This window comes from Sulfuricurvum sp. (assembly GCF_041651515.1).
Classification (GTDB): Bacteria; Campylobacterota; Campylobacteria; order Campylobacterales; family Sulfurimonadaceae; genus Sulfuricurvum.
The window spans coordinates 402,689-425,349 of the sequence record NZ_JBAZJF010000001.1; the positions used below are offsets into that span (position 1 = coordinate 402,689).

Genomic DNA, 22,661 nt, shown 5'->3' on the forward strand with positions numbered 1-22,661 from the left:
CTATCAAATAGGTGGCTAGACACCACGAAGGTTAGGCGTGAAACAGATCAAAAAACGAGCTACATTTTATGCTATGGGACTCATTGCCCTGCTCGTTATTATTTTTATCGTCACCATTGTTCAGGATAAAAAGAAGGTTCTAGAAGAAAAAACGGATGCGCATCGTGCTCTCCTCAAAAGTTCCTTTGAACTCTCCATATTGGATACTCAAAAAGGGCTTAACGCCTTAGCCTGTAAAATTGCTTCTAACCGTGATATCGTCGATGCTTTTGCAGCAGGGGATCGAGAAACACTCTACCGTTTATCCAAGCCCTATTTTTTGGATGCCAAAGAGCGTGATGAAGCCGATTTGGCGGGATTTATAAAAGCGGACGGAACCCATTTTTTGCGAATGCAGGATCCCCATAAATTTGGTGATAATATCACTAAAAAACGCCCCATTTTAACTTATGCATTACATATCCGCAGACCTGTCAGCTCTTTAGATGTTACCCTGTACGATGTAGCTCTTGTCACCATCTTACCGATTTACAAAGACAACACGTTTATCGGGATTATCCAGACCGTTGCCAAAATCAATCGAATCCAAAAACGTCTCGATGCCCATTCAGGGATTAAAAGTGCCATTGCTTTTGATACGAAAAAACTCCATTCTCTGATTCCCGATGCCATTAAAACAACGTACCATAACTATTCGCTCGTCTCTTCCAATGATCCTCTTTTTGAACATCTTCCCTCCACCTTTAGTTTTGATAATAGTGACCGCTATGAAATTGATAAGCGCAATTACATCATAGCATCCCGTAAACTCACCGATTTTAAAAATGAACCCGTCGCTATAATGACCTGTGCCTTTGATATCACAGAAGATGTCCATGAATATAAACAAGAGATTCGCAATCTGCTCCTTATCAGTGTACTTTTACTTGCCATCATCGGATTTGTTCTCCATATCGGATTTCAAATCTTAATTCGACGCATCAACCGCGACGCTGAAATCACTCGTGCCCTAAATCAAAAGCTCGAACATCAGCTCTATACTGACCGACTTACCGGTATTCCGAATCGGCACGCATTGCTACGAGATATTCAAGATACTCGAATTTATGCACTGATGCTTCTGAATATTGATAATTTTAAAGAAATCAATGACTTTTATGGCCATGAGATCGGAGACAAGACGCTCCTTTCGGTCAGTGACTCTATCCATGATATAACAAAAACGTTACCGATGAATCTCTACAAAATGCCCTCTGATGAGTATGCTATAACTCTCACCAGCCCGATGAGCTCATCACAGCTTGAAGCGGCACGATTATCGATTATCCACCACCTGCAATCAAAGCATTATGATTTACACGGCGCAAGTATTTACGTTACTCTCACCATGGGAATGGATATATTGTTAAAACAAACTCCCAATCATACTATCAATAGCTTATTGGTTAATGCCGATATGGCACTTAAAGCAGCCAAAAAACGCCATCTCAGTTACCTCTTGTACGATGAAACCATGCAAATTAAACAAGAGTATCAGCACAATATTTTATGGAGCAAAAAGGTTAAAGAATCGATCGAACAAAATCGTTTTGCCCTTTATTATCAACCCATTATGAATTATGAAGGGCAAGTGATCGAGTATGAAGCGCTTCTACGCATGATCGACTCTGAAGGTGCAGCCATCTCACCGGTCTATTTTCTCCCTGCAGCAAAACAATCTCGTCTCTACCCGTATATATCGCACTTTGTTATTGATACCATTTTTAAGATGCTGGAAACAACATCGCACCATTATTCTATCAACCTTTCGGTAGATGATATATTTGATGCCCCGACAAGAGAATTTTTAATCCAAAACTTACACCGATGCCGCCATGCCAATCGGCTTATATTCGAACTTTTAGAGAGTGAGGGGATTGAAAATTACAGCGAGGTTTCTTCTTTTATTGCCGAGGTAAAACACTATGGATGTAAAATAGCCATCGATGATTTCGGTACAGGGTATTCCAACTTCGCCCATATTATTCAACTCGACGTCGATCTTCTCAAAATTGACGGTTCGCTGATACGTAATCTCGATACCGATGTAAATGCTCAAACGATCATTACTGCTGTTACCGCTTTTTCCAAACGTCTCGGTCTAAAAACGGTAGCTGAGTTTGTCCACTCCGAAGCGATTTATAATAAATGTAAAGAACTCGAAATCGATTATATTCAAGGCTATTATCTGGGTGAGCCAAAGCCTTTATAACCCGATCACAATTCGAAATCCTTTACGATCCCCTTCGCATAAGGTAATGTCTCCACCGTGGGCTTGGGCAATGTTTCTTGCCAATACCAATCCTAATCCATTTCCGCGCTCTTTGGTGCTTTTAAACGCTTCAAAAAGCCATTTTGCATTCTCTATCGGTATTCCACTGTCGTAAATCTCAAAAACATGGTGCTGTCCATCACAGTGATGGCGCATCTCGATCTCCCCCTCATCGTTTTCGTCCAATTCAATCGCATCTATCGCGTTGAAAATAAAATTGCTAAAAAGCATCACCAGAAGATCCAAATCTCCGACCAGTTCAAAATCTTCATCCGGTAAGGTAAAATCGATTTTTTTGGCATAACTGTAATATCCGATTGCCGATTCAAGTGCCTCGCGTATTTGCCACCATCGTAATGTACTTTTTTGAGCACTTACCCCTTTGGAAAACATCAGGGTTGCTTTGATAATCCGTTCTATCCGATAAAGCGACTTTTGGATCTCCGTCACAATCGGTTTATTTTCCTCTTTGACCCGTTTCATCAACGTCGAGGCCAACAATGCAATGGAGCCTATCGGGTTTCGGATCTCATGACTCAAATGTGCCGCCATTTGTCCCATTGTCGCCAAATTTTCTTTACGCTTTTGTTCGGTGATGTCGGTTGCACTGAGCAGGTCTTTTTCGTTGTGGTGCGCCGATTTGATCAAATAGGAACGCTCATTAAAATTTACCTCATAATCTTGGACATCAAAACGGAGGGTCTCAAATAAGCTTTCAAGCTCTTTGGCTTGAGAATTTTGCAAAAAGATAGAGCCGTCCGATTCGATAATCCAGATCGCATTGGGCAAAAATTCAATCACCTGCTCAACCGTCGATTGCAGATGCTCATACGACTGGCGCAGGGAGACATACTCCTCTTCGACCTTATAGGTCTGCTCAATCAGTGCTTTAAGCTCTTCAGCCGAGATCATCTCCGACATCAGAATTCTCCGATCTTAAGGAGTATCCGGTAAAGCCCATAGGCATCTTCCGTCCCGGAAAGTTCACGTATCGAGTGCATCGCGAGGGTCGGTACTCCGACGTCGATCGTCTCAACCCCCAAGCGGGTCGCCGTGATAGGGCCGATCGTCGAACCGCACCCTGTATCGCTGCGGGTAATAAACGTCTGCGTCGCAACGCCGATAGTTTGCGCACACTGCACAAATCGTCCCTGTGTCCGTGCGCTGGTCGCGTAGCGCTGATTGGAGTTGATCTTGATCGCTACCCCGCGATTCAGCAGCGGGGCATGCTCGCTTTCGTATTTGGTCGGAAAATTGGGGTGAAGGGCATGGGCGTTGTCGCACGACACCATCAACGATCGGCGCATCAGCGATCCAAAATTCTCCCCCGCAATACGACGAAGCGTCTCTTCAAGAAACGTCCCCCCTGCCCCGACATGCGAATCGCTCCCCACCTCTTCATGATCCATACATGCTATCATCATCGGCGTTTTAGACTCCATTACAGCCTTTAATCCTACATAGCAGCTCAACAGATTATCCAGACGCGCCGAAGTAATAAACTCCTCATTGATTCCGAGAAAGCTCCCTTTTTGGACGTCATAAAAACTCAGTTCGTGAGCAAGAAGTTTCCCGCCGCTCTCGCCTAAGGCTTCCAGTATCCACGATTCAAAATCAAACTCCTCGCCGCACGCGATCAAAGGGACAATATCGGTTTGTGCATTAATGGAGTGCGATGAGTTCGCCTCACGATCAAGATGGATGGCGAGCGAAGAGACAACCGCAATCGGACGTTTCAGATCGATCAGCTTCTCACACCGCTCTCCCGCACCGTTCAAATAGACGATCCGTCCCGCGAGGCTCAGATCACGGTCAAACCACGGGTTCAGAAGCACTCCGCCGTACGGCTCCACCCCCAGCCGTATTGTCCCAGCACTCTTGGTCACGGGATTGGGTTTGAGACGCAGATGGGGAGAATCGGTATGTGCCCCCACGATGGTATACCCTTTGTCCGGGCACGGAGGGTAGGTAAAGGCGATAATCGAGGAGTCGTTACGGGTGACGTAATACCCTTTCTCGTTTTCCAATTTCCACGGCTCGCATTCATCGAGTCTTACGAACCCTTTTGCCTCTAACGCTTTTGCCATTTCTCCCACCGCATGAAAGGGGGTCGGGGAAGCATCGATAAAGTTGATCATCTCTTCGTTAAATTCGCGCATAATTACCCTTTCTTTTCAATTTCTAAAAGCAACTTATCAAAATCACTCACATATTCCTTGTCGTGAATCACTCTGAATTTTTCATATTCATCTAAAGCTAATGCAACAGCTACCTCATGAGAAATTTTACCTTTATGCTCTAACACTTCTTTGTCGTTGAACTGTAAAAAAGCATCGAGTTTAGCTACCCAATCTTTCATGGTCATCACTTGTTTGTTTTTGGCTTGAAACTCGGCATAATCAAGATACATCGTTACAATCCGATTGAAAAAATCGAGTTCTTCTAATGTGAGATAGTTTTTGGCTACTACCACATCGGCTCTTCTGATTTTACCATGGGGAGAATTTTTCCAGCTTGTAAGCCCCATATTTTGTTTACTACTACCCGCTCGATTATAGATGATTTCAGCAGCTGTTTCGCCAACTATTGCCCAATGAAGTTTATTTTGCACGGTCGCAAAAAACTCTTTGCTCGTTTCATGATTTGGGTCATAATCCACACTGCACTGTGTATAAATATCGGTAATCTTTTGATAGAGTCTTCTCTCACTGCTCCGTACATCTCGGATTCGCTCCAACTGTTCATCAAAATAGTCTTTTCCAAATATCGTTCTTGAATCTTTGAGCCGCTCATCATCCATCGTAAAGCCTTTGATGATAAACTCTTTGAGGTGCTGTGTCGCCCACTGGCGAAACCGTGTCCCTTGGAGTGATTTAACCCTGTAGCCTACGGAGATTATAATATCGAGATTATAATATTTTATTGGTTTGTCTGAATGAGCAAAGTGCAAATTTTGCACATTGCTTTTTTCTTCTAGTTCACCCTCTTTAAAAATATTATTGATGTGTTTTGTAATAACGGTTCTATCACGTCCAAAAAGACCTGCCATCTGTTCTTGTGTCAGCCATACCGTCTCATCTTCTACCAATACATCAACTTTGATTTTTCCGTTTTCGGATTTGTAGAGTAAAAACTGTGTTGGTTGGTGTTGATGTTTCATCTACATTTTCCCTCTCTACAAAATTCTTATATTATAGCTCTCGACTCTGTATCACTACTAAAATATGGCAGATTGTTATTTAAACCGGATTATCTAAATTTAATTTTTATTACCCGATAACTTCGACGATCCCCGTCTCGTTACTCAAAATCATCGTTTTAATCCGTTCCGCATACCCTAGCAAAAGCTCCGCGTTTTTATCGACAGAACTGTTTCCTGAACGAAGCCAAATAATATGAGGGGGGAATCCGTGATAGGTGGTGAGATCGTTGAAATCAGAGTCTTTGGTAACGATAACAAAACCGTTAATTTTGGCGAATTCCCAAACGTCATAATCGGAGGCTTTATCGAGACCCAATGCGGCAACATGTGCAGATTCTGGGAAAATATCACTCACTTTTGCGACCAATCTATAGGAGAGATTTTGGTCAAACAAAAGTTTCATGCGCAGATCGAAACTTTGTGTTCTTTATCCGCCGCATAGGAGAGTGCCGCGAGAATATCCTCTTCGGTGAGTTCAGGGAAATCTTCGATGATGTCGGCAAAACTCATCTTGCTTGCGAGCATATCGAGGATGTCATAGACACTGATACGCATCCCGCGAATGGTCGGTTTACCCGAACGTATTTGAGGGTTAATGGTGATGATGGATTGGTATTCAGCCATAATATTTTCCTCATGGAAAGTTAAAACATTATAACAAATATTTAGTGATACTTTCCAATAGCCATTTTGATGCAAAAAAAGTATACGTGTTGTCAAATTTACTGAATTAGCTATGTCTCTATTTTACTTCATATATCTGTACTATATTTTTTGATCTTTTTCAAATCCTCCCAGTATGAAGGCATATCTAAATAAACTTGTTGTGTTAACTCCGCTAAAAGTTCCAAATTATTTAAATTGTATTTAATTATATGTGCTGAAATTAACTCCTGATGCTTACCACCTTTATTTTCCCAAGCACTTGACAATCCGGCATAATCCTCTATAAAAAGTTCTAATCCAGTTAAAATCATGACATGTGCTCTTCTTTCATGATTCTTAGTGTTATATTTTCTACCCCATTGTGCAAACTTTTTAAGTCGATTAATTTCATCTTTGGAAAATTCTTCATGATCTTTCATCGTGGCAAATACAAGTATAGAATTGGGAAATGTTTCCGCAAGCAATTTCATTTTTTCAATATCTTCATTTTTAAAAGCATCTTGTGCAAAACTTTTCGCTTCTCCAAATATAATATTAGTCGATCCATTCAATTCTAAAAAATCTTGTTTTTGTGTCCAGAGTATAAAATCCGCTTCCGCTTTTTCACCTGATTTTAGCGTTAACTCTTGTCCTGCCGACCAAGTCATTTTTAATTCTCGCGCATTTCCAATATTTCTCTCAAAAAAATGTATTGCTAAAGAAGAAGCATATCCCCCTCTAGCATAATTTGGTATAGCAAATGGACCTATAACCCGATATGACCATCGTGAATATTCAGACTTAGATGGTTTTGTAATGGGAAAATCAAATTTTTTCAAACATCGACTACAGGTGAGAGTGTAATCTATTTCTTTGAGTGTATACCAACTCCAACTATCACACTTGGAACATTTCACTTCCAGCCCAAGTTCTACTATATTATGACTAGCTAAAATTTCTGATCGAGGAGCAGACCATTTTTGTTTCTTAATATATTTATTTATCATGTTCTCAAATTTATTTACTTGAAAACTTCTTGTAAGCGGTGTTTTTGCCATTTTATCAAGTGTTTCGATAATATTTTTATTAGCTATACTCCTAACATGAATCAGACCACTTAAAGTTTCTATTATTTGTTGTGTAGATTTTCCGGCATCAGAGACTGTAGCTGATATGCCATATGCTTTTAGCCATTGATTGATAGTAACTGTACCATTTTCTAATCTCCAATGCTCGTTATTGTCTTTATATTCAGGGAAGATAATCAAACCCTCCGTTGTAGACAATAAATGTTCATTAAAAATTCCAAATTTTGGAAATATTGGATTTCTGTAGTTAGTCGGAAAAACGGTTGTTATTTTATTTTCAGAGCTCCAATCTTCAATATTTATAACGTTTGCCCAACGAATTTTATTGCCATATTTTTCTGCAAAATCAGGTGATAATGTATTAAAAGACATTTGGCTATCTTCATCATTTGATAAATTAACTTCTTTACTGTCTTGTTGATAAGTTAAAATAGGCCGACGTAACCCATGAATTTGATTAGATTGTTCTACCTTAATATCAGGATAGCAAAATTGTATTTGGTTTGCTCCTAATTTATCAATTTGAATATATTGACTATAGATTTTTTTCACTTCTTCATCTGATATAGAACGAGAAAACATAGTAGTAGAATTAAACATATAGTCTGGTTGCCAAGGAGAGGGACGATGATGTTTTAAAATAAACTCTTTACAAAAAGGAGAAAGTTCCTTTATCCATTGTTTAGGTATCGCTATAACTTCTCGATAAATAATTCTCAAATTCCAAAAATCTATTAAGTCTCTAGTTTCATTCATATCTAAAATAAAAAGCCTAGGATCAGGTGTTCTTTCGGAAAAATTAATATCTATTCGTGTATGTCCAATGTCTAAAGGTGTAAAATGTTGAGATGAGTAGAGTTCCATTAACGATTTAGCATCTAACTCTATGGTAGCAGGTTCGAAAATATCTATATAATTCTTTTCAAGATATAAAAAGTCATCATCTTCTGGAAAAGAACCAAAAATACAGGAAGCAAATTTTTGTAAATATATTTCCTTTGCTGTAACATTTACAATATCTACCTTATGTCTTCTCTCAAATTGGTATTTTTTTTCGTATAAATGAATATATAAATCATTTACAATTAACCCATATTCATTCTCACCATATTTACCATCATGAAGTAGATTATCTAATAATAATATTCTATCTTTATTAAAATCAATATCATCAGCAAGTCCTTTTTCTGCCTCAACGATAAAATCAGGTTCGAAAAAATCTAAGTAATCATCTATTATCTGTTGTGCATTAAATTTTAGGTGATCATATTTAGACCACCATTTTGGAACTTTTTTAAAAAATGGAACGATAGGATTGAATTTTCCACCCCATAAGAAAGTGTTGATTTGAAAAATTTTAAGAATATTTTTTTTGTCATCAGGCTTTACAAGAAAAACAAATCTTATAGGTCTTAATTTTATATCAACTTTAACATTGCTCATCCCATGTGCCTATTGAATTTAAAATGAATGTAATGGTAATATCATATCACAACCACATCTTCCAACGCACTTAACTCTTCAATCACCTTGTTATCGACCCGTATCGCCGAATCAATCACGACATCACACAGTTTCGAGACGATGGTGAGTTTGATCTCTCGTCGTCCCGGATGACGGCGGACGAGGGTATAGAGTTTTTCGAGTGATTCGAGATTATCGCTCAGGCGAATGCGCAATTGCAACGGCTCCTGCGGCGGAAGATTTTCGACGATCTTAGTCTCTACCTTTTTTGCCTCTTTTTTTGCTTCGGCGAGGGTCATGATTTTGGTCACGCTGATGCGGGTGAACATCTCGGTGTGAGTGACTTTTACCTTGAATGCAATCGGCTCGTCCAGATCCATTTTTTCAAGCTGTTCGATCTTGTCGCTGAAGAGCATCACTTCGATATTGCCGTGGAAGTCCATCAGACTCACCAGCCCGAACTGTGACCCTTTTTTCGACATCTTTTTCGTGATCTCTTCGACTTTTCCGATGAAAATAGCGGTAGAACCATCAGCAATGTTCTCCACTTCGGAGGAGAGGGTATAGTTGATCGCGTCGATCTGGTCACGGAAGTTATCGAGCGGATGGCCGGAGACGTAGAATCCGAGGGTATCTTTCTCGAAATCGAGGAGAGCTTTTAGCTCGTATTCGTCGTAATTTTTGAGACTGAGTTCGACGGTCATCACTTCATCGTCATCTCCGAAAAGGCTGAATTGAGCATCTTTTTTCAGGGATGAGCCTTTTTTTGCCGTCTCAACCATGATTTCGACCTGCTCGATCAGCGCGCGGCGCGAATAGCCGAAACCGTCCAATCCTCCGGCCTTGATGATGCACTCGATCACCCGCTTGTTCACTTTTTGGGGTTCGATACGGTTGATGAAATCCTGAATATCTGTGAACTCACCCTCAGAGCGTGCTTCGAGGATCGACTCAACTGCCGCTTCCCCGACCCCTTTTATCGCCCCAAGACCAAAGAGGATTTGATCCTGTCCGTCTTTGTTGATCGCGGAAAATTCGAGCTGGGAGTGGTTGATGTCGGGAGCGCCGAGGAAGATTTTCATCCGTTTGGCTTCGTCGATGTATTTAACGACTTTGTCGGTGTTGTCTTTTTCCGAGGTGAGGAGTGCCGCCATAAACTCTTGCGGGTAGTAGGTTTTGAGCCACGCCGTCTGGAATGTGACCATCGCGTACGCTGCCGAGTGGGATTTGTTGAACCCGTATCCGGCGAATTTTTCGATCAGGTCAAAGAGTTCCGAAGCTTTTTGATAATCCAACCCTTGGTTCTGCGCCCCTTCACTGAACTCACGGTTGTATTTTTGCATCTCTTCGAGTTTCTTTTTCCCCATCGCACGACGAACGATATCCGCCCCGCCGAGGCTGAATCCCCCGATGGTTTGTACGATCTGCATAACCTGCTCTTGATAAACGATAACTCCGTAGGTGGGTTTTAAGATCGGCTCCAGTGCAGGGAAAACATAGGTAATCGCTTGACGTCCGTGTTTACGTTCAATAAAGTCATCGAGCATCCCTGATTCCATCGGCCCCGGACGATAGAGGGCGAGTACCGCAATCAAGTCCTCAAATACGCTGGGCTTCAATCGACGATTCAAATCCTGCATCCCCGAGCTCTCTATCTGGAACATCCCGATCGTATCACCGCTTTGGATAATATCGTACACTTTGGGGTCATTTTCATCGATTTTATGCCAATTTACCTCTACGTCATAACGCTTTTTGATCAGTTTGATCGCATTATCGATAACGTCGAGGGTTTTAAGTCCCAAGAAGTCGAATTTGATCAGGTCGATATCTTCGAGGTAGTTGAGCGAATACTGGGTTACAAACGTCTCCTCGCCCGAGGGTTTGTAGATCGGGGTTTTCTTCCACAAAGGCTCATTGGAGATTACAACTCCTGCCGCGTGCATCCCCGCATTGCGTTTGAGCCCTTCGAGTTTTTTAGAGAATTCCCACACCCGTGCTGCTTGCTCATCATTTTCGATGAGTTCTTGAATTTTCGGCTCTTTTTGGAACGCTCCGGGTTTAAACTCTCCGCTTTTGGTTTTACCGTTGAGGGTGATCCCCAGCTCATCAGGGATCAGTTTCGCCATCATGTCCGCTTGTGCGAGCGGCATCTCCAAAACCCGAGCAACGTCACGGATGACCCCTTTGGCGAGGAGCGAACCGAACGTAATGATCTGCGCTACCTGCTCACGCCCGTATTTACGGACGACGTAGTCAATAATCTCACCGCGACGTGCCTGCATAAAGTCCATATCGATATCGGGCATCGATACCCGCTCCGGATTGAGAAAACGCTCAAACAGCAGATCGTATTTCATCGGGTCGATATCGGTAATCTCCAACGAGTAGGCCACAAGACTCCCTGCCGCCGAACCACGACCCGGTCCTACGGCGATCCCCATCCGTTTCGCCTCGCGAACGAAATCCCAAACGATCAGCATATAGCCGGGAAACTTCATCTGGTTGATCACCTGCATCTCAAACTCTAAACGATCTCGATACTCTTGATGACGCTCACTCGGAACGTGTTCAAGCCGCATTTCCAGACCGATACGGCAACGGTGGATAAAGTACTCGGAGTCCTCTTCGATCGTGAGCCCCTCTTCAAGGGCGTATTCGGTGGTAAATTTAAAGTTTGGTGGTGTCGGATTTCCGAGTTTGAGCTCTAATTGACACTTATCGACGATCTCTTGGGTGTTATAAAGGGCTTCGGGGATGTCGGCAAACAATCGTGCCATCTGCTCGGGGGATTTGATGTAAAACTCATGCACCGAGTGGCGCATACGCTTCGGATCATCATAGAGTTTATTCATCCCGATACACATAAACGCTTCGTGGTACTGTGCATCACCCGCGTACGTGTAATGGGTATCGTTGGTCGCGATCAGCTTGATCCCGCACTCTTGAGAGATTTTTACCACCTGCTCATCGATAAAGAGCTGGTCGCTGATCCCGTGCCGCATGATCTCCATGTAAAAATCATCTCCAAAGATCTCTTTGTACTCCAACGCAATCCGTTTTGCCTCATCATACCCCAATGCCCCGTTTCGGACATTACGTTCGCTGTTGGTATTGAGATGCCAGTTGATTTCCCCTTGCAGACACGCCGAAGTACAAATAATCCCCTCGCAATTCTCACGAAGGAGCTGTTTATTAATCCGTGGAAAGTAGTAAAAACCGTTGATATAGGCTTGAGAAGAGAGATACATCAGATTTTTATAACCCGCTTCGTTTTTGGCAAACAAACAGACGTGAAAACGCTGTTTGATCGTTTTATCCCCCAGTTCTTCCCCGTTATGAATATACGCTTCCATTCCGATGATCGGCTTAAGCCCCGCTCCGCGCATTTGCTGATAAAAATCGATCGCACCGAACATGTTGCCGTGATCGCTCATCGCCACCGACGTCATCCCCAACTCTTTGACGCGAGCGGCAAGGGCTGAAATCTTGTTTGCGCCATCAAGCAGGGAATATTCGGTATGGAGATGCAAATGGGTAAAAGGAGGAATGCTCATAAAAAAATGCCTTGAAAAAATGTAAAAAGATTATAGTCTAGGAGCAATTAATATCTGATTTAACCATTTCAAATGCTATAATGACACCATCTACACAATGAGGTTCAACATGGTCGCGCTTAATACTCATCAGCTATTATCCGAAGTTGATTCAATGCCTATTGATCTCAAAACAAAACTCATTGAAAAATTACTAAGTAGTCTCAATCCACCACATCACGATATAGAAACGTTGTGGAAAGAAGAAATCAATTCTCGTGTCGCATCCATCGAAAAAGGTGCTGTGAACCTCATCGACGGAAACGACGTTTTTCGAAAAATAAAAGCCCGTTTTGAACAATGAATTTTCGATTTCATCCCGATGCGGAAATCGAGTTTAACCATGCAATTGATTATTATGAGGAGTGCCAAAACCGTTTAGGTTTGGAATTTGCCCAAGAGGTTTACGCTACCATCCACCGCATTATCGACTTTCCCCACGCTTGGCAACCGATGACAGCCAAAACACGACGATGTTTAACGAACCGCTTCCCTTTCGGTGTCATTTATCAACACATCAATAATGAAATTATCATCATTGCACTCATGCACCAAAATCAAAAACCGTTTTATTGGAAAAATCGGTCGTAATACTTACACTCTTTTCGAGAGCAATTTATTCAACCCGTCCGCAAACGCCCTTACCGTTTTTTCTCCGATTGCGGAAGGGCCTCCCGTGATCTCTCCATTATTGCGCAACTCTTCCATCAGATTTCGCATGGCGAGGAGATGTTTGATGTTATTTTCATCATAAATCGTCCCGCGAGGGTCAAGTGCGACAGCCCCGATCGTGACGATTCGATCCGCCAAAGGGATATCAGCCGTAATAACAAAATCCTCCGCCTCGCACAACTCGGCAATACGGTGATCGGCTTCATCCGGACCTTGTGCCACCACTTCCATCGAGACATGGTGAACATTCGGAATCCCGATTTGCTTGTTGGCGATAAATATCGTCGTTATTTGACGTTTCAATACCGCACGGAGCAGAATTTCTTTCAGTGCATTGGGAAACGCATCGGCATCAACGAGAATTTTCATTATCAACAACCTTTTTAATCCATTTGTCATGCAGTTTTGTGAAAAAAATGATAGCAACAGTAGAACCGATCAAGGCGAAGAACATATCGGACTGTGTATCCCAAATATCCCCCTGCGTCCCTAAAAACTCATCAGCCCCCTGCCCCATCCAGAGTGCCGCTCCCCACTCGATCAGCTCATACGATGCACTAATCGCCAAAACAATACAAATGACGATAAAGTTCAGCATTCGACGGCCATTTATATAATTCCCTCGAATTAAAATTTCACGCGTTATAAGTGCCGGAGCAAACCCCTGCATAAAATGACCAATCTTATCGTAAGGGTTTCGAGAAAGATCAAGCCACTGTGCAATCTCAAATCCGAGTGGGACACGTGCATAGGTATACATTCCTCCGAAAATCAAAACAATCGCATGGATAAAAATGACCAGATAGAGGAGTGATGTCAAAGGAAACGAGCGATAAGTAGCAGCTAATATCGGCAAAGCGATCATTATAGGGAGGGTTTCCATAAACCATGTCAGCAAATCATAGGAATGAAGCCCCGAATAGATCAATAAAACAATAAGCGAAACAGCCCCAACTATCAATACTTTTGGATACCCATCACGCATCTATAATAACTCGATGCCATAGCGTTTTAAAATCATAACCTCTATCCCGAAACAGACGATCGTTATAAGCGCTGAAACCCCAAGTGTCGGCCAAAATCCGATTTTTCCCAAGATCATCGGAAAAAGGAGAAACATCGGCATAGTCGGTAATGCATACCAAAAAACATATCCAACATAATTGCCGATTTTATCCATCGGCTGTTTTTCCATGTACATCCAGATCAAAACACTAAACGTTACCAACGGCAAAGCGGTGATCAAGGCTCCCAGTTTTTCGCTCCGCTTCGCCGCCTCGGAAATCAGTATAATCAAACCTGCCGTCACCAAATATTTTGCGATAAGCCAACCCATTATTTTAACCTTTCGGAGAGTTGTTGTTTGTAGACGTCCACATCAAACGCCTCGACACGTGCTACACCGCTTTTCACCGCTGCTTCCGCTACACTGGCCGATACTTCAACGATAAGCCGTTTGTCAAACGGTTTAGGGATAATGTACTCTTTGCCAAAACTCAATCGGGTTTTGTAAATTTCATTCAAATACTCCGGTATCTCAGCACGTGCTAAGGCGGCCAGTGCCTGCGAAGCAGCCACTTTCATCTCCATATTAATCGTACAAGAGCGTACATCCATCGCTCCGCGAAAAATAAACGGAAACCCTAAAACATTGTTTACCTGATTGGGATAATCGCTCCGTCCGGTCGCGATAATCGCATCGGGGCGAGCAGCTCTTACCTCTTCGGGAAAAAGTTCAGGAACAGGATTGGCGAGGGTAAAAATGATCGGATTTGATGACATACAAGCTATATCTTGCAGAGAAAAACTTCCCGGTGCCGAAAGCCCTACGACAACGTCAGCATTCTCAAACGCTTCACGTTGGCTCATCCCCTCAGGGGCAACAAATTCAAGTTTTTGTGCATTGAGATCATTTCGTCCTGCTTGGATCAGCCCTTTTGAATCGGACATATAAATCTCGTGAACTCCCATGAAACGGTAAATCCGTCCGCAGCTGATCGCGGCTGCCCCTGCACCGATGATTACGACTTTAATATCTTCCAAAGTGCGTCCGGTTACTAAACAACCGTTCATGATCCCTGCCAACGAAATTACCGCTGTACCGTGCTGATCGTCATGCATAACCGGGATATCGAGTCGCTCCACAAGCCGACGCTCGATCTCAAAACATTCGGGAGCTTTAATATCTTCAAGATTAATCCCCCCAAACGTCGGAGCAATCGCCGCAACCGTATCGCAAAAACGCTCTATATCGGTCTCATCCACTTCAATATCGTACGCATCCAAATCACTGAATTTTTTAAAGAGGATCGCTTTCCCCTCCATGACAGGTTTGGAAGCTAATGCCCCCAAATTTCCCAGTCCAAGGACTGCCGTTCCGTTGGAGATTACCCCGATCAGATTTCCTTTCGAAGTATAACGATAGGCATCGTCAGGATTTTTCTGGATCTCCAGACATGGAGCGGCTACACCGGGAGAATAGGCCAGACTTAAATCGTTTTGAGTGGAAAAAGGCTTCGTAATGAGGGTGGCAATTTTGCCGGGATGTGGCTGCTCATGATAAAGCAATGCCTGCTGATTGAGGGATGAATCGTGGCTCATAAGTACCTCGGTTAAAAAATATCCGCGATTATACACCACGGAGCCTCTGAGGTACCTATTTAGTGGCTGAAGTTATCTTCCGCGTCGGCTGTCGTTGCTGCGACCTTCGCTTCTGTGGCTGCTGCCATCGCGTTTTTGTGGCTCTCTGCGTGAACCTTGGGGTTTTGCGCCTTGAGGTTTAGCCCCTTGAGGACGTTGTGAATTACCGCGACCGCCTCCGCCTCCGCGTCCTTGGACGATCGGCATTGCCGGGATATCGGGATCAGGTTCAAAACCTGCAACAATATCGCGATCCAATTTACGGTTGATCAATTTTTCGATCCCTTTAAGGTAATCGTACTCATCCACACACACAAGAGAGATTGCTTCCCCCTCATTACCTGCACGCCCGGTACGTCCGATACGGTGAACGTAGTCTTCGGCGATATTCGGAAGTTCGAGATTGACAACGTGAGGGAGCTGATCGATATCCAAACCGCGCGCCGCGATATCGGTCGCTACAAGAATTTTGACTTTACCTTCTTTGAAATCACTCAATGCTTTGGTACGGGCTGCTTGACTTTTGTTACCATGGATCGCGGCGGAAGCAATCCCAATCTTTTGAAGATATTCAGAAAGCTTGTTCGCTTGATGTTTGGTGCGGGTAAAGACAAGAACCTGCTCCCATTTATTTTCCTTGACCAAATGACCGAACAAAGCACTTTTTCGAGCGCAATCCACGAGAATAACCCGTTGAGTCACAAGTTCACTGGAGGTATTACGTCGAGCGACCTCTACGACGGCAGGATTGCGTAAAATAGATTCGCACAGTTTTTTGATCTCGTCCGAGTAAGTTGCCGAAAATAGGAGATTTTGACGTTTTTGAGGCAAAATCGCAATCACACGACGAATATCTTTTACAAACCCCATATCAAGCATACGGTCGGCTTCATCCAGTATGAGCATCTCGACATGACGCAAATCAACCGTCCCCTGAGAAACGTGATCAAGAAGACGTCCCGGAGTGGCGATCAGGATATCTACCCCGTTGCGCAACGTCGTAATTTGCGGCTGTATGCCGACACCGCCGAATATGACCGTACTTTTAAACGGAAGATATTTACCGTACGTTTTGACACTCTCGCCGACTTGAGCGGCTAACTCACGTGTCGGAGTAAGGATGAGTACACGAACGTGGCGCGGCCCTTTGGTGTGATGATTACGAGAGAGTATTTCGAGCATCGGAAGGGTGAATCCTGCCGTTTTTCCCGTACCCGTTTGGGCACCGGCGAGCATATCACGACCGTCTAGGATAAACGGGATCGCTTGTGCCTGTACAGGTGTAGGAGTGGTGTAGCCCTCTTCGCTAACCGCTTTTAAAATCGGTGCTGAGAGGTTGAGTTCGGTAAATAACATGATGGATGGTTCCTTTGGGTGGTTCAAGCAGACGAATAGCGCAAACAAAGAGGATTAGAAAATGTGCAGAGATTAGACAGCTTACGGATTTTCCGTTTTAATTAACGACATTATAGCGGAATTATTGTCTCTTTAAGCTATGGCAATTTTATGAAGCACAAAAGACGTGAATATTATGTTAAAGCAGTTACAATTGCTCTACTTTGTAGCAATCCGTGTTTTTGATTAACAAGCTAAAAAAAGGAGATGAGTATGCATTGGTTTACCTTGATAGCCATAGGTTTATCATCGGGTGTCCTAGCCGGAATTTTCGGTATTGGGGGAGGTGTCCTCATTGTACCTGCACTTATGTATCTGGCCGGATTTTCTCAGAAAATGGCCATTGGTACAAGTCTAGCCGTTTTATTACCGCCAATCGGTATTGCGGCAGTTTTAGAATATTACCACACCGGAAATGTAGATTTTCGGGCGGCACTGATTATTGCCTTTATGGCAATTATCGGAGGGTGGATTGGGGCGCGCAGCGTTAATCACATCGATGCACACACGCTAAAAATCATCTTTGGTGCATTTTTAATCCTCATGGGAAGCTATATGATATTAGAGTCCAAGTAGATTTTATTCACTCACGCACCGTGCATACGCCGACTCTTTTTTAGGAGCGGTGGCGATAGAACCGAGCTTAAACCCAACAACATACGCCTCTTTTTCATTCAAGGAATCATCCGTCCAGTAATACCGCTGCATCATCACCCCGAAAAACTTCATATCCACACTCGGTCGGGTGAAATCATAATCGATAATACCGTACAGCTCTTCAGTGGTAGGCAGGCGCCATGAGCGCCCGTAGAGAGTCAGATTTTCACACATCTCTTTAGCATCATCGTAGGTGTATTTCATCCGTTTATCGTTTGCATCGAGAGGATGCCATATAAGGTTCGAAAAAGGATCAATTGTCCCCTCCGGTGTCAAACGATAATTTCGAATCCGTTTAATCTCCGGCTCATTTGTGCACGCTGCCGCGATCTTTTTCCAGCCTGGAGAGAGAGTGATATTACGCTCTTTCGGGAAAAAGCTGAATCCCACCATCGCGATAATACCACCATCCCCTTCACTGCCGGTACCGATTTCGGTAGTATCGGAACCGGTTTTACTCGAAGACCAATAACTGAATCCCTCTTTGAAGGGAGTATTTTTGGGTAGAGCATAGATCTCGCTAATCGTCATTTGACGCCAGTTGACTCCCCGATCACGACAATAATCATGAGCTTGTTCCTGAGAATACGACTCGCTGGAAGAGAGATGAACATCTCCCCATGCGAGAGAAGAGACAAGAGAAAGGAAGAAGAAATTACAGAGCCGCACAGTTATTAGCCAAAAGCTCTGTACGAAGCTTCTCATACACCGCCTGTCCTACAAGCTTTTTAACGATAGCAAGAGCAAAACAGATTGCTGTGCCGGGACCGCGCGAGGTCATAATATTGCCGCTTTGAACGACCGCATCTTTATCCCCTGCAAACCCCGCCATATCAATCTCATCTTCGATACCGGGATAGCAGGTGTATCCCTCTTTGAGAACTCCGGCGGCGTGCAATGCGTAGGGAGCGGCGCAGATGGCACCAATGTTTTTGTCTTGCGCATCCATCGCTTTGAGCAGAGCTTGTACCGCCCTATCAGAGGAGAGAGCTTTCGTACCGCCCCACCCTCCGGGGAGGACGATCATATCGAGTTCATCAGCGTTAAGCCCTTTGATCGGGTGATCCGTTTGGAGGACAATGCCGTGGGCACCTTTAACGAGATCATTCTCATCCAGCGAACCCATAATGACCTCGATCCCAGCGCGACGCAGTACATCGATAATAGCAATCGCTTCAATCTCTTCAAACCCGGTAGCAATAGGGACTAAAACTTTTGGCATGGCAGACTCCTTTTACAAATATTTTTCGCCTATTTTTTCTAATGTAACTTCAAATTGAACGAAATCATCTTCCAACGTATCCCAAAGCACTTTATCATCCAAACCGAAATAATGGTGCGTTAAAACATCCCTCATTTTCGCGATTTCACTCCACGGAACCGTATTGAATTCTTCCTGAATCTCTTTTGGTATTTGTTTTACAGCTTCTCCAATATTTTCGAACGCTTTGGCCGTTGCATATACTTTTTCGGTATTCTCGGTAAACTCTTCAAAAGTAACATTGGCTGTAAATTTTCGTATGTTCTGACATTCGGTAATAATGTCTCTAAGATATAACTTCCAATCCCTAGACATAAATCAAATCTTTGAGAATGTATGGTTTCAAATCAGCTTTAATCGTTTCCGCTCTGACTAAATCGACTTTATGGTTAAGTGATTTTTCGAGATCACCGAGGTATTTGAGATATTTGAACATCGAAAACTTTTTATCTTTTTCGATTTCATAAACGATGTCAATATCACTCTCGCTTTGTTCTTCACCGCGTGAAAAACTGCCGAACAATCCTATGAGAATAAGCCCATCTTTTTGATATTTTGGTTTAAGTGCTTTGAGCGTTTGAAGAATTTCGTTTTTTGTCATCTCGTCATTCGGCTTTTGTGAATTTATATAGTGTTATTGTACACTGAATTAAGAAAATGTGGATTTATTTGAGATTTTGTGGCTGAATTTACCCGCAAAGGGCACAATGCCCGATCAAGTCGGGAATGACGAAGAAGAAATCCTTCGACTGGCTCAAGGCGAACGGGAAAAAGGGAGGGTGAATTACTTTACTTTTTCGAGATATTCGCCATCAACGGTGTTCACTTTAATCATATCACCTTCTAACACGTGATACGGAACTTGTACTACCGCTCCCGTTTCGAGAGTTGCCGGTTTTTTAGAGGCACTTGAGGTATCGCCTTTAAAGTTTGGCGGAGTTTCAACGATTTTTAATTCCATGATTTCCGGTGCTTCAACACTGATTGCATTGCCGTTGTGGAAGATCATTTGAACATTGGTACCGTCTTTGATCCATTTCATTGCATCTTCACATTGATCGTACGTAAGACCGAGTTGCTCATAGCTTTCGTTATCCATAAATTGAAGCATTTCGCCGTCATCATACAAAAACTGCATTGTGGTATGTACCAAATTCGGTACTTCAAATTTATCTCCGGCATGGATCGTTTTTTCGATCACTTTACCGTTCAAAAAGCTTTTTACTTTACAACGAACAAACGCCGCACCTTTACCCGGTTTAACGTGTTGAAACTCAACGACTTTGTACGGTACACCCGTAATCTCAAGGCGAACCCCTTTTTTAATATCACCCATACCGATTGTTGCCATGCTGATTCCTTAGGACATTGTTATTTATATAGTGGGCGAATTTTACCCGAAACAGCATTGAAATTCAAACCCTGTGTAACATATGGTATTTCAATGCCGTAATCTAACGTGCTATTATTATGTTTTTATATTCTTTAAACTCCCAAATGTGTATAATAATACTTATACGATTGATTAAGATCACAAATATATCACAAGGATTGTACGCATGACAACAATTTCGCGTGTACTAAGTGCCTCTTTAATTCTAGGCTCTTGTCACCTCTTTGCCGCAGGCTTGTCACTTCCGCAAGCACTTGAATTACTCGAAAATCAAAATCTAGAAATCAAAGCGGCTGCTCTGGATCTTCAAAGTGCCCACAGTGATGTCACCATTGCCCATGGGTATAACTACGGGTCACTCGATTTTACCGAAAACGCTGTCCGCTCCAATGATGCCGGCAATGTGTTCGGATTTAAACTCAGTTCCCGACAGGCTAATTTTGGAGATTTTGGATTTAATGAGTTTTTATCTCAAATTGGAAGTATTGGAACCCCTACAGGTCAGCAACAACTCCTAGCCACCCAACCTAAAGACCTTAACTATCCCGGCTACCAAAACTTTTTTCAAAGTAAACTCACCTATATGCTTCCGCTCTATACGGGGGGAAAATTGAGCAGTTACGGCGAAATTTCTGAAAAAATGGAAAAAATCAAAAAACTCGATGCCGATCAAATCAAAACCGAAAAGATTTATGAAACGCGTAAAAGTTATTACGATATGGCTTTGCTTCAACACTCCATCGATCAGATAACGATCATTCGCTCCAATATTGCAACCTTAGAACATACGACCGAAGTGATGATCCAAGAGGGGTATGCCAAAAAAGTCGATTTACTCGAAGTAGAATCCAAAAAAGCCAATGTCGAACGAACCCTGACCGAGATGGAAGCCAATAAAAAGCTCCTTTACCACTACCTCAGCTTTCTCCTTAATCAAGAGGTACAAGAGATCGAACTGCCCTCCAATGATCGAGCTTCTTCCATTCCAAATGAATCGGATGTACTGGCAAACAACATTGATTTGCAAAAAGCAGCGGAAGGGTTGAAAATTCGAGGTAAAATGGTCGATCTCGCTTATGCCCCATTCTTACCGCAAATCGGTGCATTTGCGGAGGCAAGCAGCGCAAATGATACGTTTTTAGGCAATTTCAATGAGCACAAAGGCTATACGATCGGAGCAAAACTCAGCTGGAATCTCTTTAACGGCGGTGTAGATAACGGCGCTCTGGAAAAAGCGCGCATCGAAAAACTTAAAACGGCAACCCAAGTCGAACTGGCTAAAAAAGGGATCGCCCTGCAATACGATAAAATTCGTACCGAAATAGAGAGCCTCGATTCTCAGGTTAAAAGCCTCGAAAAAGAGCTGGAACTTGCCGAAGCGATTTACAAAAACTATGAGGGGCGCTATCATGAGCACCTCGCATCGATGAGCGATGTTATCATTAAACAATCGGGACAGATTGAAAAAGTTCTTAACCTCCAATCGGTCAAAAATCAACGCAACGAGCGGATTTTCGCTCTTGAAAAACTTAGTAACGGAGCCAAATAATGAAACTATGGATTACGACTCTCGCCCTCGGCGCCACTTTAAGCGCAGCAGGACTCAGCCTCTCAGGAAGTGTTATCAGTGATAACCAAAAAATGATTACCAGCCGCAACATGGGATTTGTCACCTCCGTTAATGTTTCAGAAGGCTCACGCGTCCGCAAAGGGGACATCCTCTACACCATCGACTCTCGTGAGATTGATTCGGCCAAAACACAAGTCGAAATGGGGATTGCCCAAGCGGAACTCTCTTTGCAAATGTACCAAAATCAATACGTCAATCTGGAACTCAATTTGGATCGCAATAAACGTCTGTTGCAACAAGACATGGTCTCTAAATATGAAGTCGAGAATCTCGAGCTCTCCCGAAAAAATCTCCAAAATATGATCAGTATCGCAGAACGCCAAGTCGGACAAGCCAAAGCGCGTCTAAAAGAGGTTAATAACCAATATAACTACCTACGCGTCAGTGCACCCAACAGCGGCGTTGTTGTTGCCAAAAATATCAAAGTAGGTGAGATGGCAATGCCCGGAATGCCTGCCATCGTATTAGCAGATTTAAGCGATTTGAAAATTGATGTCGAAGTGGCTGAAAACAATCTCAAACTTGTCCCGGTAGGGAAACAAGTAAAAGTTTCTATCCCATCGGTCGGATTTGTCGGAATCGGACGGGTCAGTGCCGTGGTTCCAAGTTCCAATCCTGTAACGCATTCGTTTAAAATCAAAGTATCGTTCAAAGCTGGGCAAACCGTTTATCCGGGGATGTACGCTACCGTTGATATCGAATAGGAG

At 43.1% G+C, this 22,661-nt stretch carries 23 protein-coding genes; 6 read left to right on the forward strand and 17 right to left on the reverse strand.

Annotated elements, in window-relative coordinates; translation table 11 throughout:
- The first annotated feature begins 37 nt into the window (after positions 1-37).
- Complete coding sequence (locus WC407_RS02000) at positions 38-2,251, forward strand: EAL domain-containing protein (protein WP_373020662.1); 2,214 nt, start codon at positions 38-40, stop codon at positions 2,249-2,251.
- Here the strand turns inward: WC407_RS02000 and WC407_RS02005 are convergent.
- From WC407_RS02005 to dnaE, 7 genes are all read right to left on the reverse strand, one after another.
- Positions 2,246-3,232, reverse strand: a complete 987-nt coding sequence (locus tag WC407_RS02005) for a PAS domain-containing sensor histidine kinase (protein ID WP_373020664.1) — start codon at positions 3,230-3,232, stop codon at positions 2,246-2,248. The two genes, WC407_RS02000 and WC407_RS02005, sit on opposite strands and share 6 nt — an antisense overlap.
- Entirely contained in the window at positions 3,232-4,470 is a 1,239-nt protein-coding gene (locus WC407_RS02010) for a M18 family aminopeptidase (protein ID WP_373020669.1), read from the reverse strand. Before WC407_RS02010 ends, WC407_RS02005 begins: the two co-directional genes overlap by 1 nt.
- A gap of 2 nt (positions 4,471-4,472) precedes the next feature.
- The gene (locus tag WC407_RS02015) at positions 4,473-5,471 is read right to left on the reverse strand and encodes a virulence RhuM family protein (RefSeq protein WP_373020671.1); all 999 of its coding nucleotides are present in this window, start codon (positions 5,469-5,471) and stop codon (positions 4,473-4,475) included.
- Positions 5,472-5,580: 109 nt separating this feature from the next.
- The gene (locus tag WC407_RS02020) at positions 5,581-5,916 is read right to left on the reverse strand and encodes a DUF5615 family PIN-like protein (protein WP_373020673.1); all 336 of its coding nucleotides are present in this window, start codon (positions 5,914-5,916) and stop codon (positions 5,581-5,583) included.
- The gene (locus tag WC407_RS02025; RefSeq protein WP_373020675.1) at positions 5,913-6,137 is read right to left on the reverse strand and encodes a DUF433 domain-containing protein; all 225 of its coding nucleotides are present in this window, start codon (positions 6,135-6,137) and stop codon (positions 5,913-5,915) included. Before WC407_RS02025 ends, WC407_RS02020 begins: the two co-directional genes overlap by 4 nt.
- Positions 6,138-6,265: 128 nt before the next feature.
- Positions 6,266-8,689 carry a hypothetical protein gene (locus WC407_RS02030; protein WP_373020677.1) on the reverse strand — a complete coding sequence of 808 codons (2,424 nt, stop codon included), beginning with the start codon at positions 8,687-8,689 and terminating at the stop codon, positions 6,266-6,268.
- A 41-nt stretch (positions 8,690-8,730) separates the two neighbouring features.
- A complete protein-coding gene (gene dnaE / locus WC407_RS02035; RefSeq protein WP_373020679.1) occupies positions 8,731-12,267 on the reverse strand; it encodes a DNA polymerase III subunit alpha in 3,537 nt (1,178 codons plus the stop codon).
- 109 nt (positions 12,268-12,376) lie between these two features.
- Here dnaE and WC407_RS02040 point away from each other — a divergent pair, with 109 nt between their 5' ends.
- Positions 12,377-12,610, forward strand: a complete 234-nt coding sequence (locus WC407_RS02040; protein ID WP_373020684.1) for an addiction module protein — start codon at positions 12,377-12,379, stop codon at positions 12,608-12,610.
- Positions 12,607-12,897 carry a type II toxin-antitoxin system RelE/ParE family toxin gene (locus WC407_RS02045; protein ID WP_373020686.1) on the forward strand — a complete coding sequence of 97 codons (291 nt, stop codon included), beginning with the start codon at positions 12,607-12,609 and terminating at the stop codon, positions 12,895-12,897. The genes WC407_RS02040 and WC407_RS02045 overlap by 4 nt, the downstream gene beginning before the upstream one ends.
- Before the next feature lie 3 nt (positions 12,898-12,900).
- Here the strand turns inward: WC407_RS02045 and WC407_RS02050 are convergent, their stop codons facing one another.
- The 5 genes from WC407_RS02050 to WC407_RS02070 all read right to left on the reverse strand — a co-directional run bounded on the left by WC407_RS02050 (position 12,901) and on the right by WC407_RS02070 (position 16,974).
- A complete protein-coding gene (locus tag WC407_RS02050; RefSeq protein ID WP_373020688.1) occupies positions 12,901-13,347 on the reverse strand; it encodes a YaiI/YqxD family protein in 447 nt (148 codons plus the stop codon).
- Positions 13,331-13,963: a DUF2238 domain-containing protein gene (locus WC407_RS02055; protein ID WP_373020690.1), complete on the reverse strand. Its 633-nt coding sequence runs from the start codon at positions 13,961-13,963 to the stop codon at positions 13,331-13,333. Before WC407_RS02055 ends, WC407_RS02050 begins: the two co-directional genes overlap by 17 nt.
- Complete coding sequence (locus WC407_RS02060; RefSeq protein WP_373020692.1) at positions 13,964-14,314, reverse strand: DUF3147 family protein; 351 nt, start codon at positions 14,312-14,314, stop codon at positions 13,964-13,966.
- Positions 14,314-15,579 carry a malic enzyme-like NAD(P)-binding protein gene (locus tag WC407_RS02065; RefSeq protein WP_373020697.1) on the reverse strand — a complete coding sequence of 422 codons (1,266 nt, stop codon included), beginning with the start codon at positions 15,577-15,579 and terminating at the stop codon, positions 14,314-14,316. Before WC407_RS02065 ends, WC407_RS02060 begins: the two co-directional genes overlap by 1 nt.
- Positions 15,580-15,651: 72 nt before the next feature.
- Positions 15,652-16,974 (reverse strand): DEAD/DEAH box helicase, encoded by a 1,323-nt coding sequence (locus WC407_RS02070; protein WP_373020700.1) that lies wholly within the window; start codon positions 16,972-16,974, stop codon positions 15,652-15,654.
- A gap of 252 nt (positions 16,975-17,226) precedes the next feature.
- Between WC407_RS02070 and WC407_RS02075 the strand changes: the two genes are divergently transcribed.
- Positions 17,227-17,589, forward strand: a complete 363-nt coding sequence (locus WC407_RS02075; RefSeq protein WP_373020702.1) for a sulfite exporter TauE/SafE family protein — start codon at positions 17,227-17,229, stop codon at positions 17,587-17,589.
- A gap of 3 nt (positions 17,590-17,592) precedes the next feature.
- On the opposite strand, the gene WC407_RS02080 is transcribed toward WC407_RS02075, so the two are convergent.
- The 5 genes from WC407_RS02080 to efp form a co-directional block, all read right to left on the reverse strand.
- The gene (locus WC407_RS02080; protein ID WP_373020704.1) at positions 17,593-18,375 is read right to left on the reverse strand and encodes a DUF1566 domain-containing protein; all 783 of its coding nucleotides are present in this window, start codon (positions 18,373-18,375) and stop codon (positions 17,593-17,595) included.
- Positions 18,326-18,892, reverse strand: a complete 567-nt coding sequence (locus WC407_RS02085; protein ID WP_373020706.1) for a DJ-1 family glyoxalase III — start codon at positions 18,890-18,892, stop codon at positions 18,326-18,328. Before WC407_RS02085 ends, WC407_RS02080 begins: the two co-directional genes overlap by 50 nt.
- A 12-nt stretch (positions 18,893-18,904) precedes the next feature.
- Positions 18,905-19,246: a DUF86 domain-containing protein gene (locus tag WC407_RS02090; protein WP_373020708.1), complete on the reverse strand. Its 342-nt coding sequence runs from the start codon at positions 19,244-19,246 to the stop codon at positions 18,905-18,907.
- Positions 19,239-19,532: a nucleotidyltransferase family protein gene (locus tag WC407_RS02095; RefSeq protein ID WP_373020710.1), complete on the reverse strand. Its 294-nt coding sequence runs from the start codon at positions 19,530-19,532 to the stop codon at positions 19,239-19,241. Before WC407_RS02095 ends, WC407_RS02090 begins: the two co-directional genes overlap by 8 nt.
- Positions 19,533-19,715: 183 nt before the next feature.
- Positions 19,716-20,282 (reverse strand): elongation factor P, encoded by a 567-nt coding sequence (gene efp, locus WC407_RS02100; RefSeq protein WP_373020715.1) that lies wholly within the window; start codon positions 20,280-20,282, stop codon positions 19,716-19,718.
- Between the two features lie 208 nt (positions 20,283-20,490).
- On the opposite strand from efp, the gene WC407_RS02105 reads away from it, so the two are divergent.
- Complete coding sequence (locus tag WC407_RS02105; RefSeq protein ID WP_373020717.1) at positions 20,491-21,873, forward strand: TolC family protein; 1,383 nt, start codon at positions 20,491-20,493, stop codon at positions 21,871-21,873.
- Positions 21,873-22,658, forward strand: a complete 786-nt coding sequence (locus WC407_RS02110) for an efflux RND transporter periplasmic adaptor subunit (protein ID WP_373020719.1) — start codon at positions 21,873-21,875, stop codon at positions 22,656-22,658. Before WC407_RS02105 ends, WC407_RS02110 begins: the two co-directional genes overlap by 1 nt.
- Positions 22,659-22,661: the final 3 nt, after the last annotated feature.

What these genes read in the sequence shown, in the direction of transcription:
- WC407_RS02105 (WP_373020717.1), top strand. Translation starts at nt 20,491, where the DNA reads ATGACAACAATTTCGCGTGTACTAAGTGCCTCTTTAATTCTAGGCTCT.
- WC407_RS02070 (WP_373020700.1), bottom strand. Translation starts at nt 16,974, where the DNA reads ATGTTATTTACCGAACTCAACCTCTCAGCACCGATTTTAAAAGCGGTT.
- WC407_RS02040 (WP_373020684.1), top strand. Translation starts at nt 12,377, where the DNA reads ATGGTCGCGCTTAATACTCATCAGCTATTATCCGAAGTTGATTCAATG.
- WC407_RS02005 (WP_373020664.1), bottom strand. Translation starts at nt 3,232, where the DNA reads ATGTCGGAGATGATCTCGGCTGAAGAGCTTAAAGCACTGATTGAGCAG.
- WC407_RS02010 (WP_373020669.1), bottom strand. Translation starts at nt 4,470, where the DNA reads ATGCGCGAATTTAACGAAGAGATGATCAACTTTATCGATGCTTCCCCG.
- WC407_RS02085 (WP_373020706.1), bottom strand. Translation starts at nt 18,892, where the DNA reads ATGCCAAAAGTTTTAGTCCCTATTGCTACCGGGTTTGAAGAGATTGAA.
- WC407_RS02065 (WP_373020697.1), bottom strand. Translation starts at nt 15,579, where the DNA reads ATGAGCCACGATTCATCCCTCAATCAGCAGGCATTGCTTTATCATGAG.
- WC407_RS02090 (WP_373020708.1), bottom strand. Translation starts at nt 19,246, where the DNA reads ATGTCTAGGGATTGGAAGTTATATCTTAGAGACATTATTACCGAATGT.
- WC407_RS02110 (WP_373020719.1), top strand. Translation starts at nt 21,873, where the DNA reads ATGAAACTATGGATTACGACTCTCGCCCTCGGCGCCACTTTAAGCGCA.
- WC407_RS02055 (WP_373020690.1), bottom strand. Translation starts at nt 13,963, where the DNA reads ATGCGTGATGGGTATCCAAAAGTATTGATAGTTGGGGCTGTTTCGCTT.
- WC407_RS02075 (WP_373020702.1), top strand. Translation starts at nt 17,227, where the DNA reads ATGCATTGGTTTACCTTGATAGCCATAGGTTTATCATCGGGTGTCCTA.
- dnaE (WP_373020679.1), bottom strand. Translation starts at nt 12,267, where the DNA reads ATGAGCATTCCTCCTTTTACCCATTTGCATCTCCATACCGAATATTCC.
- efp (WP_373020715.1), bottom strand. Translation starts at nt 20,282, where the DNA reads ATGGCAACAATCGGTATGGGTGATATTAAAAAAGGGGTTCGCCTTGAG.
- WC407_RS02030 (WP_373020677.1), bottom strand. Translation starts at nt 8,689, where the DNA reads ATGAGCAATGTTAAAGTTGATATAAAATTAAGACCTATAAGATTTGTT.
- WC407_RS02025 (WP_373020675.1), bottom strand. Translation starts at nt 6,137, where the DNA reads ATGGCTGAATACCAATCCATCATCACCATTAACCCTCAAATACGTTCG.
- WC407_RS02095 (WP_373020710.1), bottom strand. Translation starts at nt 19,532, where the DNA reads ATGACAAAAAACGAAATTCTTCAAACGCTCAAAGCACTTAAACCAAAA.
- WC407_RS02050 (WP_373020688.1), bottom strand. Translation starts at nt 13,347, where the DNA reads ATGAAAATTCTCGTTGATGCCGATGCGTTTCCCAATGCACTGAAAGAA.
- WC407_RS02020 (WP_373020673.1), bottom strand. Translation starts at nt 5,916, where the DNA reads ATGAAACTTTTGTTTGACCAAAATCTCTCCTATAGATTGGTCGCAAAA.
- WC407_RS02045 (WP_373020686.1), top strand. Translation starts at nt 12,607, where the DNA reads ATGAATTTTCGATTTCATCCCGATGCGGAAATCGAGTTTAACCATGCA.
- WC407_RS02080 (WP_373020704.1), bottom strand. Translation starts at nt 18,375, where the DNA reads ATGAGAAGCTTCGTACAGAGCTTTTGGCTAATAACTGTGCGGCTCTGT.
- WC407_RS02015 (WP_373020671.1), bottom strand. Translation starts at nt 5,471, where the DNA reads ATGAAACATCAACACCAACCAACACAGTTTTTACTCTACAAATCCGAA.
- WC407_RS02060 (WP_373020692.1), bottom strand. Translation starts at nt 14,314, where the DNA reads ATGGGTTGGCTTATCGCAAAATATTTGGTGACGGCAGGTTTGATTATA.